The 15,863-nt window shown below is 44.6% G+C and carries 13 protein-coding genes; 6 read left to right on the top strand and 7 right to left on the bottom strand.

Annotated features, from left to right (window positions below):
* Positions 1-19: 19 nt before the first annotated feature.
* The 5 genes from Q0A08_RS15490 to Q0A08_RS15470 form a co-directional block, all read right to left on the bottom strand.
* The gene (locus Q0A08_RS15490) at positions 20-1,201 is read right to left on the bottom strand and encodes a M20 aminoacylase family protein (RefSeq protein ID WP_438462418.1); all 1,182 of its coding nucleotides are present in this window, start codon (positions 1,199-1,201) and stop codon (positions 20-22) included.
* A 2-nt stretch (positions 1,202-1,203) separates the two neighbouring features.
* Positions 1,204-2,100: a VOC family protein gene (locus Q0A08_RS15485; protein WP_438462417.1), complete on the bottom strand. Its 897-nt coding sequence runs from the start codon at positions 2,098-2,100 to the stop codon at positions 1,204-1,206.
* 2 nt (positions 2,101-2,102) lie between these two features.
* A complete protein-coding gene (epsC, locus tag Q0A08_RS15480) occupies positions 2,103-2,891 on the bottom strand; it encodes a serine O-acetyltransferase EpsC (RefSeq protein WP_438462416.1) in 789 nt (262 codons plus the stop codon).
* 160 nt (positions 2,892-3,051) lie between these two features.
* Entirely contained in the window at positions 3,052-4,590 is a 1,539-nt protein-coding gene (locus Q0A08_RS15475; protein ID WP_438462415.1) for an aldehyde dehydrogenase family protein, read from the bottom strand.
* The gene (locus Q0A08_RS15470; RefSeq protein ID WP_438462414.1) at positions 4,587-5,516 is read right to left on the bottom strand and encodes an NAD(P)-dependent oxidoreductase; all 930 of its coding nucleotides are present in this window, start codon (positions 5,514-5,516) and stop codon (positions 4,587-4,589) included. The genes Q0A08_RS15475 and Q0A08_RS15470 overlap by 4 nt, the downstream gene beginning before the upstream one ends.
* 214 nt (positions 5,517-5,730) lie before the next feature.
* Between Q0A08_RS15470 and Q0A08_RS15465 the strand changes: the two genes are divergently transcribed.
* From Q0A08_RS15465 to Q0A08_RS15445, 5 genes are all read left to right on the top strand, one after another.
* The gene (locus Q0A08_RS15465) at positions 5,731-6,333 is read left to right on the top strand and encodes a LysE family translocator (protein ID WP_438462413.1); all 603 of its coding nucleotides are present in this window, start codon (positions 5,731-5,733) and stop codon (positions 6,331-6,333) included.
* A 20-nt stretch (positions 6,334-6,353) separates the two neighbouring features.
* Complete coding sequence (locus Q0A08_RS15460; RefSeq protein ID WP_438462412.1) at positions 6,354-7,172, top strand: AraC family transcriptional regulator; 819 nt, start codon at positions 6,354-6,356, stop codon at positions 7,170-7,172.
* 284 nt (positions 7,173-7,456) lie between these two features.
* Positions 7,457-8,659, top strand: a complete 1,203-nt coding sequence (locus Q0A08_RS15455) for an NAD(P)-binding protein (protein WP_438462411.1) — start codon at positions 7,457-7,459, stop codon at positions 8,657-8,659.
* Positions 8,656-9,420 carry an SDR family NAD(P)-dependent oxidoreductase gene (locus tag Q0A08_RS15450; RefSeq protein WP_438462410.1) on the top strand — a complete coding sequence of 255 codons (765 nt, stop codon included), beginning with the start codon at positions 8,656-8,658 and terminating at the stop codon, positions 9,418-9,420. Before Q0A08_RS15455 ends, Q0A08_RS15450 begins: the two co-directional genes overlap by 4 nt.
* Positions 9,417-10,844 (top strand): cryptochrome/photolyase family protein, encoded by a 1,428-nt coding sequence (locus tag Q0A08_RS15445; protein WP_438462409.1) that lies wholly within the window; start codon positions 9,417-9,419, stop codon positions 10,842-10,844. Before Q0A08_RS15450 ends, Q0A08_RS15445 begins: the two co-directional genes overlap by 4 nt.
* A gap of 19 nt (positions 10,845-10,863) precedes the next feature.
* On the opposite strand, the gene Q0A08_RS15440 is transcribed toward Q0A08_RS15445, so the two are convergent.
* The gene (locus tag Q0A08_RS15440; protein ID WP_438462408.1) at positions 10,864-11,946 is read right to left on the bottom strand and encodes a site-2 protease family protein; all 1,083 of its coding nucleotides are present in this window, start codon (positions 11,944-11,946) and stop codon (positions 10,864-10,866) included.
* A gap of 199 nt (positions 11,947-12,145) precedes the next feature.
* Here Q0A08_RS15440 and Q0A08_RS15435 point away from each other — a divergent pair, with 199 nt between their 5' ends.
* Complete coding sequence (locus Q0A08_RS15435) at positions 12,146-14,098, top strand: putative bifunctional diguanylate cyclase/phosphodiesterase (protein WP_438462407.1); 1,953 nt, start codon at positions 12,146-12,148, stop codon at positions 14,096-14,098.
* A 44-nt stretch (positions 14,099-14,142) separates the two neighbouring features.
* On the opposite strand, the gene Q0A08_RS15430 is transcribed toward Q0A08_RS15435, so the two are convergent.
* Positions 14,143-15,756, bottom strand: a complete 1,614-nt coding sequence (locus Q0A08_RS15430) for a Na/Pi cotransporter family protein (protein WP_438462406.1) — start codon at positions 15,754-15,756, stop codon at positions 14,143-14,145.
* Positions 15,757-15,863: the final 107 nt, after the last annotated feature.

Genomic DNA, 15,863 nt, shown 5'->3' with positions numbered 1-15,863 from the left:
TATGCTGATTAGCTTCTCATTATAGTTCGCTATTTATGGCGAGCTTATGTTGTGCCAATTGCACCCAAAAGTTTGCGCCTAGAGCCAATACCTTGTCATTAAAATCATAGTAGGGGTTATGTAACCCTCGACCACCTTCCGCGCTACCATTGCCTATCCAGATGTAAGCCCCAGGTTTCTGCTCTAGCATAAAGGCAAAATCTTCTGCACCCATACTTGGGTCTAGATTACGCTCTACTTTTTCGCTACCAACGAGTGAATTAGCCACTAAAGCGCAGGTTTCACTATGTTCTTTATCATTAATGGTACTGGGATAAACACGGCGATAGTCTAACTCTCCCACGGCCCCATAAGCTTGGCACAGGTTTTCGACTTGCTGGCGCATATTGGCTTCAAGCAAATCCTGAGTTTGTTTAGAGAAGGCACGACAGGTACCAGATAAGGTGGCACTATCAGGCACCACATTATAAGCATCGCCTCCTTGCATCTTGGTAATACTGATGACACCCGATTCAAGTGGGTTTAATACTCTTGAGACGATGCTTTGTAGTGAGGTGATTAATTGTCCTGCTATCACGACAGGGTCGACACCCATATGAGGCATGCCTGCGTGGCAGCCATTGCCTGTGATCTTGATATCAAACACATCCATAGAAGCCATAACAGGGCCATCATGGACGGCAAAATGCCCTTCTTCTAACCCTGGCCAGTTATGCATACCGTAAACCGCATCTATGTTAAAACGCTCAAACAAACCTTCTTCACACATACGTTTAGCGCCGGCTTCACCTTCTTCCGCGGGTTGGAAGATAAACACTAAACTGCCTGCGAAATCTCTATGTTCAGCAAGGTATTTCGCGGCGCCTAATAACATAGCCGTATGGCCATCATGGCCACAACCATGCATTTTGCCCTTGTGTTTAGAGCAATGGTCGAAGGCGTTAAGTTCTTCTAGATGAAGTGCATCCATGTCGGCTCTTAGGGCGATAGTATTAGGGCCTTCTTGCTTGCCCTTAAGCGTCGCCACTACGCCAGTTTCGGCTATGCCTGTGGTGACGTCTAAGCCAAAACTTGTTAGTAGCTCGGCCACTTTGGCCGCCGTTCTGTGTTCTTCAAAGGCGGTTTCTGGATGAGCGTGGAGATCTCTGCGCCATTGACGCATGGTCTGGTGTAATTCCCCTTCGGTTGGGATGAATGACATGCTTAGTCCTCAGCTTCTTCTGGGTATATTTCAATAATGGTATTGCCCGCATAGCTTGCCGGGATGCGCAAGCCACCTTCTTCTGTGGTGTGGTAGCTTACCTGATTTTTGTCCAAATGGGCTTTCGCCTTGGTAATAGAGTGTGTTGTGACGCGAATCGCGACACCACTCGGCTGTTGTTCAGGGGTAATAGGCACCTCTACACCTGCAAATCTTATTTGAGCCTGTGCTGGTGTGAATATTTCAAAATCACCTCTATCTGTACTCACTTCTAACATGCTTTCTGTAAGTGTTACTGCCTCTTCGCCATAGATACCGACAAACCTTGGATAAAGGATTTCTGGCGAGTCTGCCACATAACTGACTTTGGTAATGGCATTTGCGCCATTAGCATGTGTCATCCAGTCTTTAACCCAGACTAGATGGGGCTTGTGCTGGTGGCAAAAGAAATGAGAAATAGCCGGAAACTCAGTATTAATTAGCATAACAAGGGAGACAACAGCTTCTTCCTCGCTGCCATCTGGCCTGTGGGCGATACGACGAAAGTCCACTAAACCTTGGTTTTCGACGTGTCTATCCTGCATTAATTGATGATCTTGCCTAGCATCTTCACTGTGCAGTGCGACTAGGGCTAAGCCTTCTTTGCGCGCTAAGGAATCACTGATAAAACGGCCAAAGGCAAAGCCTTTCTCATTTTTCTGATCCAGCTTAGAGGCGTCATAAATACTGATCACTTCGATAAAGTTCTCAGGAAACATAAGCAAGTGGTTGTCTGTTCCCCAAGGGTGATGGTGTCTAGGGTTAATAAAGAAGCCTAAGCGAGCAAAGTCTTTACAGGCCTTGTCCATATCCTTGACTGCAACCAGAGGGTGATCTATTCCAAGATGATTCTTAGTCATGCCTAATCCTTATGCTTTTTTATGTTTGAAATGAGAGGGCTAGATGCAAGCGGCTGAGCAACCTTGCCAACCACTGTGGTATTAGCCGCAACCGCTTTTACCACCACAGTGCCCCCTGCTACCTTGGCGTTTTCACCAATTTCGATATTGCCAAATACCTGAGTGCCCGCGCCGATAAAAGCGCCCTTACGGACTTTAGGGTGTCTATCGCCCTCACCTTTTCCTGTGCCGCCTAGGGTGACACTTTGGAACAAAGTCACATCATCTTCAATAACTGCCGTTTCGCCTATCACGATACCTACCGCGTGATCCATAAAGATGCCTGCACCTATTTTCGCCCCAGGGTGTATATCGACCCCAAAGAGAGAGACCATGCGGCCCTGAATATACAAGGCGAGTGCCTCTTGATTGTGGTGCCAAAAATAGTGAGAAAACCTATGACACTCAAGGGCTTGATAGCCACCAAAGTACAATAAGGGAGTGTAATGATCCTTGATAGAGGCATTCGTTTGTAATTGACACAAAAGGTCTGCCAAGGCGGCTTGGTATATCTTAGGTTCAGCTAACATGGCGGCTTCTAATGTGTCTTGCCATGTTTCTACTTGCTCTGGAGAGTCGCTTAGCTTTTCGGCAAGTACATAGGCAAGCGCAGCCTGATAGCTAGGATGTTGAAGGATGTTTCTTTGGTAAAAGCGACTTAGTAGCTCAAATTCATTTGCTACCGCTTGCGCTTCCTCAAGAATCTTTTGCCATAGATTCTCTGTGTCTACTTCGCGTTTAAAATCGGCCATCTTACCTCCGAATAAAAAAGCAGCGCCTCTTACACTAGTTAAAACAAGCACTAGTTAAAACAAGCAAAACAAGGCGCTGAAAAAGTGCGCTTCTGCCATATCCTGTGAATCAGAGGTAGCAGAAACGCTAGGGTCTCATCGTGAAAAGATGAGGCTGCACTTACTCTATTGAATACCCAAATTGAATCGCCGCATCTCTGGCGGTTTCGACCCAGACACTCTTGGTTTGAGTGTATTCCAACAAGCCTTCATAGCCACTTGAGCGGCCATAACCACTCTCGCCAAATCCACCAAAAGGCGACATAACATTGATGGCTTTATAACTATTTACCCAAAAAGTGCCGGCATTCACTTGAGCTGCCATTCTATGGGCTCTTCCTACGTCCGCTGTCCACGCTGCTCCCGCTAGACCAAAGCGACTTGCGTTAGCAATGGCAACGGCTTCATCCTCATCATCAAAAGGAATCACAGACACCACAGGGCCAAAGATCTCCTCTTGTGCCACGGCCATGGCATTATCAACGTCAGCTAATACGGTGGGACGATAGAAGTAACCTTCTTCACCGCCATGAATATCTGCTCGACAGCCTCCGCTAGCAACCACAGCACCTTCAGCAACCCCTTGATTAACCAAACTATTGATATGCTGGTATTGGGTTAAGTTATTAATTGGGCCTACCATGGTGTCGTCTAGCCAAGGCAAACCAACTGGAATTTTGCTGGTCGCAGAAGCAAGCCTCTCGACCATTTCTGCGTAAACTCCTCTTTGTACTAATAAGCGTGAACCTGAGACACAGCTTTGCCCCGCCGCTGCAAAAACGGCTGCTTGTGCGCCGACGACGGCTCTGTCTAAATCACCGTCATTAAAGACGATATTGGCAGACTTGCCACCTAGCTCAAGTACACAAGGGATCACCCTTTGGGCGGATGCCGCAGCTATGATGCCGCCTGTTTTAGGTGAGCCAACAAAAACAACTTTTTTTGTTGCTGGGTTCGCAATAGCAGCGGCACCTGTGGTGTGGCCTAAGCCATTAATAACGTTAACTAAACCCTTGGGTACACCTGCTTCCTCAATTAATTTAACCAGTACAGTTGTGCTTAAAGGGGTTAATTCTGAGGGTTTTAATAACACGGCATTGCCGGCACAAATGGCAGGTGCTATTTGCCAACCTCCCGTAAAGACAGGAGCATTCCATGGGGTAATTTGAGTGACCACACCATAAGGTTCGTGACGTGTGTAGTTCAGGTGGCTAGTGGGTACAGGGATAACCTGACCTGTCATCTTGTCACACCAACCGCCATAGTATTCAAACATATCCGCGACTTTAGCGACCTCTACTCGACAATCTCGAATGGGCTTACCGGCTGAAATAGACTCTAGCTGGGCAACTTCTTCTGCGACTTGGCGTATTTTAGCGCCACAAGCCCACATAATCTGGCCTCTGGCGGTTGCTGTTTTCGCCCACCAGAGTTTTTGCGCAACCATGGCGGCATCCGCAGCGGTTTGTACAATTGCTTCGCCTGCATCTTGGTAGCTCATAAAGTGCTGGCCTGTGGCAGGGTTAGTCAGATGAATTGTTTCGCCTTTACCTAAAGCCATTTCACCCGCTACCCAACTGCCAAAGCGACTATCACCTAAAAGTGTGATTAGAAGTTGCTCGACTTCTTGCTCTCCGTTTTTTTGGATATTAAGGCTCATGACTTTTCTCCTGTTGGGTGTTCGTTGATCTGGTCTATATTTTTGATGATGCAGTTAAAGTCGTCTTGATCGGCGATATTGTCCGCACTTGCACGCCAAATTGACGAAGTTTGCTCAGCCATTGGCAAGCTTAGCCCCATGTCTTCAATCAGCTGCTTAGCAAGACGCACATCTTTACGCATAAGTTGCATGGTAAAGCCTGAGTTAAATTCCTCATTTAAAATCCAGCGAGGAAAGTTCACCTCACTCACCGCACTTCGGCCCGAACCCGCATTTAAACCTGCAATTAAAGCCTCTGGATCAAGCCCGGCTTTTTTACCAAGAGAAATGGCTTCGGCGGTGGTCACAAGATGGGCAGCGCATAAAAGGTTGTTGATTAACTTAGCTACATGGCCATTACCAGATTCACCTAGGTGCACAACCTTGCTGCTCAGCGCATCTAAAAAAGGTTTTGCTCTTTGTAAGGCTGTGACGTCACCCCCGACCACCATCACCATGGTGCCAGCCGCTGCGCCCGCTGGTCCGCCACTGACTGGGCTGTCTAAAAGCTGGTGGCCATGACTCGCTAACTCAGCTGCTAGAGCGCGTGTTACCTCAGGTTCAGAGGTAGACGTATCCATAATCAAGCTATTGGCTTGCGCGTTTTCTATAATGCCGCCCTCACCCTTGATAACCGCTTGCACATGTTTAGCCATAGGCAGAGACAGAATAATCACTTGGCAGCTTTGGCAAAGCGCTTTTGTATCAGCTGCAATGGTAACGCCCAAAGCTTGGGCTGCTTGCTTTTGCTCTTCGCCAAGATCTGTCCCTATGACATGAAAGCCCTCTCGTATCAGGGTTTTAGCCATGCCATAGCCCATGCTACCTAAACCGATAATACCGACTGTTTTGCCTGTCACCTTTTCACTCATATTCACTTCTGTCATAGCTGCCTCTGAATTCTTTACTTAGCTTTCATGCCATTCTTACTAATCTCTTTGTTATGAATAAGTAGTTGGAAGTGAATTTATTGTTCTAATTTTCGCAACACAGAATAAGATGAGAGTTTTGGTACAGCGCAATAACGTTCAATCTTTTCGAATAAGGCTGATTTAAGCTGGAGGCATTCATATCGTGTGAGAATCTTTTGAGGATACTTAAATGTTTGCTGTCGTTATTTCTATGATGTTGTTTGCCCTGATAGGCGCTATTTCCCCAGGGCCTGTGAATATTATCGCCACAGGAACCGCTGCCAGTTTTGGTTTTAAACGTACCCTTCCACATGTGATTGGCGCGACGCTGGCATATACCTTGATTGTGTTCTTGGCTGGTATTGGTTTAAGCCAGCTGCTCTTTGCATTTCCTAGTTTGAGCCAAGTGCTACAAGTGTGTGGCTCTGCTTTTTTGCTTTATATGGCCTATAAAATTGCCTCGGCACCTGTGCAATCCATGGAAGACGATAGTCAGAAAAAATCGCCTCCTAGTCTATTGCAAGGGGCTTTAAGCCAATGGCTCAACCCTAAAGCTTGGTTAGTGTCTATGTCTGGTGTAGCGGTATTTGTGAATGTGAATAACCCTTACTATCTGTACCTCTTAGCCTTCTGTCTCGTTTCATTCTTTATGTGTTTTATTGGTATAGGTTCTTGGGCTTTGATGGGAGATGTAATTCGTCGCTTTTTATCTAATGCTAAACAGCAAGTGTTATTTAATCGACTTATGGCGATCTTGTTAGTAGTCTTAGTAGCCTTGATGATTAGCTTTTAGCCAAAGGAAGGAGGCAGTTGATGGCCCAAGACGATACGGTCTTTTTCAAAAAAAGTCCTTTATTACCTTATGCCGAATTACGTCGAGCCAATGGGTCTACTGCTTGCTATCAAACACACAGCCATGATGAGTTCTCCTTTGGTGTAATAGATAAGGGCAGAGCAAATTATCAAAACCTGAATAAGCACAATGACATCTCCCAAGGTGATACGGTTACCATCAACCCTGGCGATGCTCACTCATGCAACCCTGCCGATGGTGAATGGTCCTATCGTATGCTGTTCGTAGATGCGGCTTATTTAGGCCAGCAGCAACACGAGATTTTCAAAGGAGATACATGGGATTTTTTGCCATTTGATGACAATTATCAGAAAGATGCGAGAAGTTACCAACTTTTTGAACAGCTTTTTAATAGCTTGTTATCACAAAATGACCTACTGGCTGCCGAGTGCTTGTTACTAGACTATATACAGCATGCTTTTGAAGCCAAACATGCGATACACCCTGACCTGATTCGCCCTGATATTAATCGAGTTAGCCGTGTTAAAGACATGATAATGGATGCCTTAGAGCAAAATATTGCCTTGGATGACTTCTCCCAAGAAGTCGGCTTGAGTCGTTATCACCTAGTACGCAGTTTTAAACAGGCCTATGGCCAGTCCCCCCACGCTTTTCAGCTAGATCAGCGTATCAAGAAAGCCAAACTGCTACTGCAAGATGGCCGTAGTCTTATCGATACCGCAAGTGATTTAGGCTTTGCAGATCAAAGCCACTTTCAACGACATTTCAAAAAACGTATGGCCATTACCCCAAGACACTACCAGTCTTTTTTTGTTTAAAATCAAAGTCTTGAAGGCTATTTGTTTGGATTGTTGACGTCATTCCTTCTTTAGTCAGCAATATCTAATTGTAAAAACCTCATGCTCGATTCATCTATTTACTATCAAAATTCCAACCTCAAATACTCTCTTCAAACTAACAAGCTAAACTTAATCATTCACTATTTTAAAAATTATTCTTGTACATTATAGTTTTATGTACAAGAATAAACTTATACAAAAAATTTTATTGTATAAATAACTGTCTGTTTTTGTACAACTCGATGAGTCTATTGGAGTGGGCTATGTCTTTTGAAAATAAATTGCCTGTTGAAAAAAACGAATCTGCAAACCGAGAAACATCCGCTGAGTGTGTTGATGTGGCGATTATCGGTGCAGGGACATCAGGGTGTTTGATGGCGAACTTGTTGCAGGAAGCAGATATAAATTGTGTTTTGATCGAAAAAAGCAGAGGTCTAGGTGGACGCTGTAGCCGCCGGCGAGTAACGGTTTCTGCACCATCTTCGGTTGCTCCAAATATGCTGTCTAACAAGAGTCCGAATAACGAACCTCAAGTGAGCCTTGATATGGGGGCCGCGTCATTTTCTCCGGAATCCATCAAGTATAAAACCCTTGAAGATCGTATTCATACTTGGCAAGAAGCGGGAATTTTGACCTCTTGGCGTTATCAAACTTGTCACTTTGGTTTTGAAGCCTTTGAACATCTTGAAGAGCCTGCCTATGAGCTTACCGCGTTTCCTTCTATGAATACTTGGCATAAACATATGGCGACAGAGGTTAAGCAAATTACCTCTTGTCGGGTTAGCCAAATTAATCAAATTAGCTCGGTATGGTACTTATACGATGAGGAAGGTGAGCTTATTGTGATGGCCAATAAGGTCATTATCACCAGTCCTGCTGAGCAAACCTTAGGCTTGTTAACAACATCTGAATTATTTGAAAAATCTCCTGAATTTCAACGAGTTAAAACAGCTTCTGAGATGAGTTTAGGCCAGTATGTTTGTGCGATAGAAACCAATACCTTCTTTGATCACAGGGTAGGCGTGTATCAAGGCGGGCATGGCATTTTAGCGAAAGCGACCCGCTTATCTTATAAAAGCATTTTGCATGAGGCGGTCAATCATGCTGCTGATAAAGACATATGGATGCTAGAGAGCTGCCCTAAATGGGCCAAGGCACAGGAACAAGAGGGTGTTTCTCATGAAGACGCGGCGTTAGAGCTGGCCCAAGCATTCTGTTTACAGTTTGCCATTCATGATCCTGTGCGTATTTTAACCTCCCATTATTGGCGTTTAGCTAGGCATAGGGTGGGCTCAGATGAAAGCCATTCTTATATTTTAGATACAGAATCTAATCTGGGCATTTGTGGAGACTGGCTAGATTCAGGTGATATTGCGGGGGCGCTTAACAGTGCTCAAAGCCTTTTTAATGCGATGAATCAAGCGCTTATAAATGATGACCTAAGCCATCAAGGGGATAGAGTATGAATGTATTCGAGGTGACGCTTCAGCCTGCTAGTCTGAAAAATATCGTCATTATTGGTTGCTCCGGTGCTATAGGTAAAGCCCTCGTTGAGGCGCTTATTAGCCGCTTTCCTGATGCTAGTATTTATGGCTTTTCTCGTACCGCTTCTTTTCATTCTTTAGAAAAAAAACCAGATAAATATCAAGAGGCTAGGATTGATTATGAAGATGAAGCGTCTATTGCGAAATGTGCTGCTTTGGCCGCAGAAACGGGCCCTCTTGATCTAGTCATAGTGGCGACAGGCATATTACATCAAGGGGAGATAACGCCAGAGAAATCATTGAGAGACTTATCTGCCGAAAAGATGATGGCACTTTATCAAGCCAATTGCATTACGCCGAGTTTATTAGCGAAACACTTCATCCCAGAATTAAATAAGGGTTCGACTTCAGTTTTTGCTGCCTTATCCGCCAGAGTGGGCAGTATTTCTGATAATGCTTTAGGTGGTTGGTATGCCTACCGTGCTTCGAAATCCGCCCTTAACATGGTGATCAAAAATGCGGGAATAGAAACCGCAAGGCGTAATAAGAGCGCCATCATAGTGGGCCTGCATCCAGGTACAGTAGACAGTGATTTATCCAAGCCATTTCAGGCCAATGTCCCTGCAGGCAAGCTCTTTCGCCCTTTAGACTCAGCTAACTATTTACTGCAAACCTTATTGCAGTTAACGCCCAATCAAACTGGCAAGTGCTTTGCTTGGGATGGTCAGGAGATAGCGCCATGAGCAAACCTTTAGTGATCCATTGGTTTCGCCAAGACCTGCGTTTATCGGATAACCCTGCGCTGAGCGCTGCCGTTCACCAGGGCGATGTGCTGCCTATTTATATTCTTGATGATAAGAATGCTAACGAATGGGCGATGGGAGGAGCCAGCCGCTGGTGGTTACATCATTCTTTAACTGCGTTAGAGACTTCACTAGCAGATCGTTTAAATCTGTATCAGGGTGAGCCACTTAAGGTGCTGTTAGCGCTTATTGAAAGGCTTGGTGTGACACAAGTGGTTTGGAATCGTTGTTATGAGCCTTGGCGCATGGCACGAGATGAGAAGATTAAGCAGGCATTGAAAGAGAAGGGCATTCGAGTTGAAAGCTATAATGGGTCGCTGCTATGGGAGCCTTGGCAGATTAAAAAGCCGGACGGCACACCTTATAAAGTCTTCACACCTTTTTATCGTAAAGGCTGTTTAAAAGCTGACATGCCGAGAGAGCCCTTACCTCGACCTAATAATAAAGATGCTTATCTTGTGGATGATAAATGTCAGACGTTAGATAGCTTAAATCTGTTACCAAAAATTGCTTGGGATGAGCCATTTAAGAGCCTGTGGCAGATAGGTGAAGATAAGGCACAAAGCCAGTTTTTTCAGTTTCTAAAAGAAGGGCTAGCCAGTTATAAAGAAGGGCGAAATATCCCTTCGAAGCCTTTTGTATCACGCCTTTCCCCACACATTCATTTTGGTGAAATCTCGCCAAATCAACTTTGGTATGGGGTGCAAAGAGAAGCGGACAATGAGCATGTGGATCATTTTTGTAGCGAGCTGGGTTGGCGTGAATTCTCCTATAGCCAATTGTTTGTGAATCCCAACTTACCCACTCAAAACCTTCAGCCTAAGTTTGATGACTTCCCTTGGCTGGCGAACGATGGGACGCATGAAAGCGCGTTACTTAGTGCTTGGCAGCAGGGGAAAACAGGCATTCCTATGGTAGATGCTGGCATGCGAGAGCTATGGCAAACTGGCTATATGCACAACAGGGTACGTATGATAGTCGCTTCTTTTTTGGTGAAAAATTTGCGTATTCACTGGCAGCATGGCGAACGTTGGTTTTGGGATACATTATTGGATGCAGACCTTGCCAATAACAGTGCCAGTTGGCAATGGGTTGCAGGTTCTGGTGCGGATGCTGCGCCTTACTTCAGGATCTTTAACCCTGTGGTACAAGGACAAAAGTTTGATACCGAAGGAGAGTACATTAAAAGGTTTGTACCCGAAATTTCTTTGTTACCGAAAAAGTACCTATTCTCGCCTTGGGAAGCCCCTGAGTTAGTGCTGCAAGAAGCCGGAGTCAAATTGGGAGAGACTTACCCTCATCCTATTATTGATTTAAAAGCCTCCCGCGAAGCCGCATTAGAGGCGTTTAAATCACTTAAATAAGCTAGGATTTAGCGACTGATTAGCTACCGAGTATCTTCATCGGAAGTGAAAGCGCTTCGTTATCGCCTTGGCCAAGCACATAAATAATGCTGGCTAAGGCAATCATGGTGCCTAGATACCAAACGATAGAGAAGATTTGTCCATATCTATCTAGCGGCAATAGCTGATTATGCTTGCGCATTTTCCATTCCATCATGATCTCACTACTACCAATTGCGAGCATAAGAGCAAGCAAGGCTAGGCCAAAGTAGTAACTCGTCAGTACACCTAATGCCGCCCCAAGAATACAGAGTACCAAGCCCACCACAGAGTGCATGGAAAAAGTAATACTCTTCATAATGTGGCCGCCATCTAATGGCAAAATAGGTAATAAATTGAAGAGGTTAAGTAGGGCGTTATACACCGCGAGTCCGGCAAACATTTCTATCCCCGTGAGCCAATAAATGACTAAACTGGCTAAGGATAAGATCAGCCCAAAGAAAGGCCCCATGATAGCAATGACCACTTCTTGCCAACGGGTGTTTATCTTGTTTTCTGAGAGCGCTAAACCGCCCACAAAGGGGATTAGATAAATGCCTTTGGTTTTCATGCCAAAGTATTTCATGGCTCTAATATGACCATATTCATGTACCACAAGGCAGAGGATTAAACCCAGCGCAAAAGGCAGTGAAAACAACCAAGAGTAAGCGGCTAAACTACCAGCAACTAGCAAGGCTTTGATGACCTTAACGCTTTTAAATAATTTAAAGGCTAAAGACATTAAGCCAAACGCGCTGACCTTTTCTTTTGGCCCTTGTCTTTCTTCTGGAATACGTTTTTCGATATCGGACTGTTGCACGCGATTAGAGCTAACCATTTCTTGGTTGATCTTGAGTTCATACTCTAAACCAAAGGGTTGCCAATCTAGCTGACAATTGAGCTCGCATAGGATTTCGGTTTCGCCATTTTGCAGGCTAAAACTATGATTCGACATTGGGTCTGGATCTGCACTGGCATTTTTTTCTGAGACTAACTGATTATCCCAAAATAATGCCTGCCAACCAGATAAAGTGCCTTCTAATCTTAGCTCTTTGCCCAAACAATCTATACTGAGTAATTGCACTGCAATTGTCCTACATTTGTGTGATGAGGGCTCATTATCATCAAAAAATGCTGTGTGACAAGGTAAGGCATAAACCATTTGTTTCACAATTGTGGATTTATGTGAATTTACCCATATTCAAGTGTTCAGTTTTTTGCGCTCTTGTTACTATGATTGAGTGAAATGGACTCAACACAAACAATAAAAACTAAAGCCAGTTATGAATGACCCTTTTAGTAAATTAAAAACAGCCGTCTGGGTTTACGATATAGATAATTTTTGTATTTCTTGGGCGAATGAAAAAGCATTAGATCTTTGGGAAGCGGATAGTCCTGAAGAGCTACGCACGCGTGATTTCAAGGTTGGCTCTTCGGATGCGGTAAGGTCGAGTTTATTAGACTACCAGCAGGCTTTTCGAAGAGGCGAAACTCGAGGCGAATTTTGGACTTTCACTCCTAAGGATATTGTCAAAAAAGCCTTGTTAATCATGAGTGGGCATGTGCTTAAAGATGGCCGTATGGCGATGCTTTGTGAGGCACTTACCTTGGACCTGATTCCAGATATGGAATTGGTCGGCTCGACGGTGATGATGTCGAGTTATCAGCTTGATGGTACTTTTATCAGTGCCAACCCGCCTTTCAAAGAAGATGTTGGCTCAGAAGAAATTAGACTTGATGAACTCATCGTATTGGGCAGTAAGCTGGCTCAGATTTACGAGAGTCTAGAGGCCAGTAGCCAATTCAAAGGGGACGTATTATGTCGTCGTCAAGGCATGGAGGTTTGGTATCACCTTGATGCCACATTGTCTTCTCAAGATGGTGTGAAAAAAATTCTTATCCATCAATACAATATTCATAATCGTAAGCTGCAAGAAAGGGCTTTCGAAAAAGACTCTCACACAGACTTACTAACGGGTTTATTAAATCGCCGAGGTTTGTTCGATCGCCTTCAAAGCTATCGTGATGATAAAAAGCACTTTGCCATTTTTTACCTTGATCTCGATGGCTTTAAGATGATCAATGATTCATTTGGTCATGCTTGTGGTGATCAGGTTCTTAAATCTGTGTCTGCTCGCTTATCGGCAACCATATTTTCTAAAGGGCATGCTTGTCGTTTTGGTGGTGATGAATTTATTTGGACCTGTGAACTAGATGAACTGCCATTACCTATCGATGTCTTGAGTGAAAAGCTCCTGAGTGCAGTTTCTCATACCTTTTACGGTGAATTTGGTGTGCCTATGGATGTGGCGGCCAGTGTTGGGTCGGCAATTTACCCTCAAGATGGTATTACTACCCAAGAAATTATCAGTTGCGCTGATGCGGCTATGTATATGGCCAAACGAACCGGCAAACGCCGTGCAGTTTGTTATCGCCCAGGTATGGAAAAAGAGAACAAACGCCTAGGCATTCTGGCGCAAAACCTTTCTCAGGCGATTAAAAACCGTGAGCTGAGTTTGCATTACCAACCTATTTATCATGTTGGTACTAATAAAATAGATTCTTACGAAGCGCTCATTCGTTGGCAGTGTGAATCCTTAGGGTATATTTCGGCCGATGAAACCATTCGTATCGCAGAATCGACTGGCTTGATTCACAGCATAGAGAATTGGGTGATCAGACAGGCTCTGCAAGACCTTAAAGAGTTTCGTGAAGGTGCAGATAACAGCATTCGTATGTCGATTAACATTTCTGGTTTGCACCTAGCCCAAGCGGACTTTGTTAGCAGTTTAGAAGAGAAGATCATTCAAGCTGGGTTAACCCCACAAGATGTGATTGTTGAACTCACAGAGACCGCTTTGTTAGATGGCATAGATGACGAAGACAGCAATGTGAATCAACTGCATAAACTTGGTGTGGGTATCAGCATAGATGACTTTGGTACCGGTTACTCATCTCTAGCTTATCTACATAAAATTCCCGCTGATGTGGTGAAAATAGATAAGTCTTTTGTTGAACAAGTGGGGAAAGACAGCCGTACGATAGACTATATCCATCGACTTATTTCATCCCTTGGTAAAACAACCTTGGTGGAAGGGGTTGAAACCCAAGAGCAAAAAGAGATTGTTCAGGCTTTAGGTATTAACTTGCATCAGGGCTATTGGTTCTCTCGACCTCAATCCTTGATGTTCTTCAAGAGCCAGCCCATTTCACCTAGAGTGATAGAAATAGGCTAGCTGAGAGTCTTAGACCGTTTCAAACTTATTGTGATGGCTTTTACCTAAAAGCCATCACGTTTGATAATCGGATAGGCTGTTGCCACTAAGAGAGAACAAATCCTCTGTAAATCCCGCAAAATATCCACATGAATTTGAGACGACTCTAAGCTCGCCGATATTTGCTCTCTTAGCCTTTGAGTGTGCTGCTCACGACACAAAATAATCTTATTACGATACACATGTTTAGCATCGACTAACTCATTGGCAAGGCCTGGATTTTGCGACACATAAACCGCTTGGGATAAGCGGAAAATCTCAAACAACTCTTCAAATAGGGTGTCCAATTCTTGCTGACCACTTTCTGAAAACGCAATGCCAGCCTTGTGTTTCTTACGAGCTAGCACCATCAGACTTGCGTCGACGATATCTCCAACATGCTCAAGGTTAGTAGCAAAGTTGAAAGCATCTTGCCAGTTGTTTTGGGCTTCTTTGGTGGACTTTAAGTTTTCAATCGAAGACAAGTAGTAGGTGACTTCACGGTGAATATGGTCGATATCATCGTCTAAACTTTTGATTTTGGAGATGCCTTTGGCGTTATTAAAAGCTTCAGGAATACCTTCGAGCATCTGAAAAGCAATATCAGCAATACGTAGTGTTTCATTACGCACATTTGCCATGGCTCTTACGGGATGGCCAATATCATCTTGAGACAAATAAACTGCCCCTATGGATTTTGATTCGGCTGGGGCCTCTGGTGCAGGGAAATAGCTCTCCAAGAAACGAGCTAATAATGGCAAGCTGATAATGAAGAGTGTGCCATTCAAAATGTTGATTGATAAGTGGAACACCATAGGTGAACTCAGCCCCATTGCTTCTAGCGAAATTAAATGGCTAATTTCTAAGAAATAGACAGCTAAACCGATGCAAACCACGCCAATACGAATGACAAGGTTACCGATAATAATTAAGCGGCCCTTTTGATTTAAGCTCCAACCAGAGCTTAACGCTGGCAGCGCGCCCCCTACATTGGCGCCAAGCACCATCATGATGGACATATCTAACGGGATAGCGCCAGAGCTCGCCAAGCTCGCCACAATGAGGATAACCGCCAGACTAGAATGAACGACCCAAGTAAAGAGTGCCACCAAGAAAAGCGTTAGGGCAGCATCATGGCCCAAAATGCTTAACAAGATATCCATACCATTGCCGCTACGCATACCAGAAGTGGCTTGCGATACCAGGCTCAAGGCGAGCAATAATAAGCCTAAGCCCATGCTGATACGACCCCAATACTTGAATCGCCTTTTACTGGCATGTTGGAAGCTGATGTAACCGATTAATAATAAAAAGGGTGAAAAAAGAGATAAGTCATAACTCAAGATGAGTGCCATGAGACTGGAGCCGATTTCAGCACCGACCACTAAGGAGAGAGCGGGAATAATACCGAGTGCGCTAGAGGCAACAAAGCCTGCGGCGAGTAAGACCACAGCGGTTCCGGATTGCAGTGCTGCGGCTGAAACCACACCTAACATCATGGTTTGGGGTCGATTACGCGTCATGAGACGTATCGCATTTTCTAAGCGTCGTCCATAAGCACGCTCAAAACCTGTCTTAACCATGCGTATTGCCCAAAGAAGAAGTGCAATAGCGCCCGCTAGATGTATTAGTTCATTCATTTATATTATCCAGTCGTGAAAAGTCTCCGAATAGCCACACATTAATCTTAAGTCGTGAGGGCGAAAATCCCCAAGTTTTAGCAAAAAAACAAGGTAAATCAGATAGT

This window comes from Marinomonas sp. PE14-40, assembly GCF_051623805.1.
Lineage (GTDB): Bacteria > Pseudomonadota > Gammaproteobacteria > Pseudomonadales > Marinomonadaceae > Marinomonas.
Note: the sequence above shows the minus strand (reverse complement) of the source record. Positions and strands in the feature narration are given on the sequence as shown.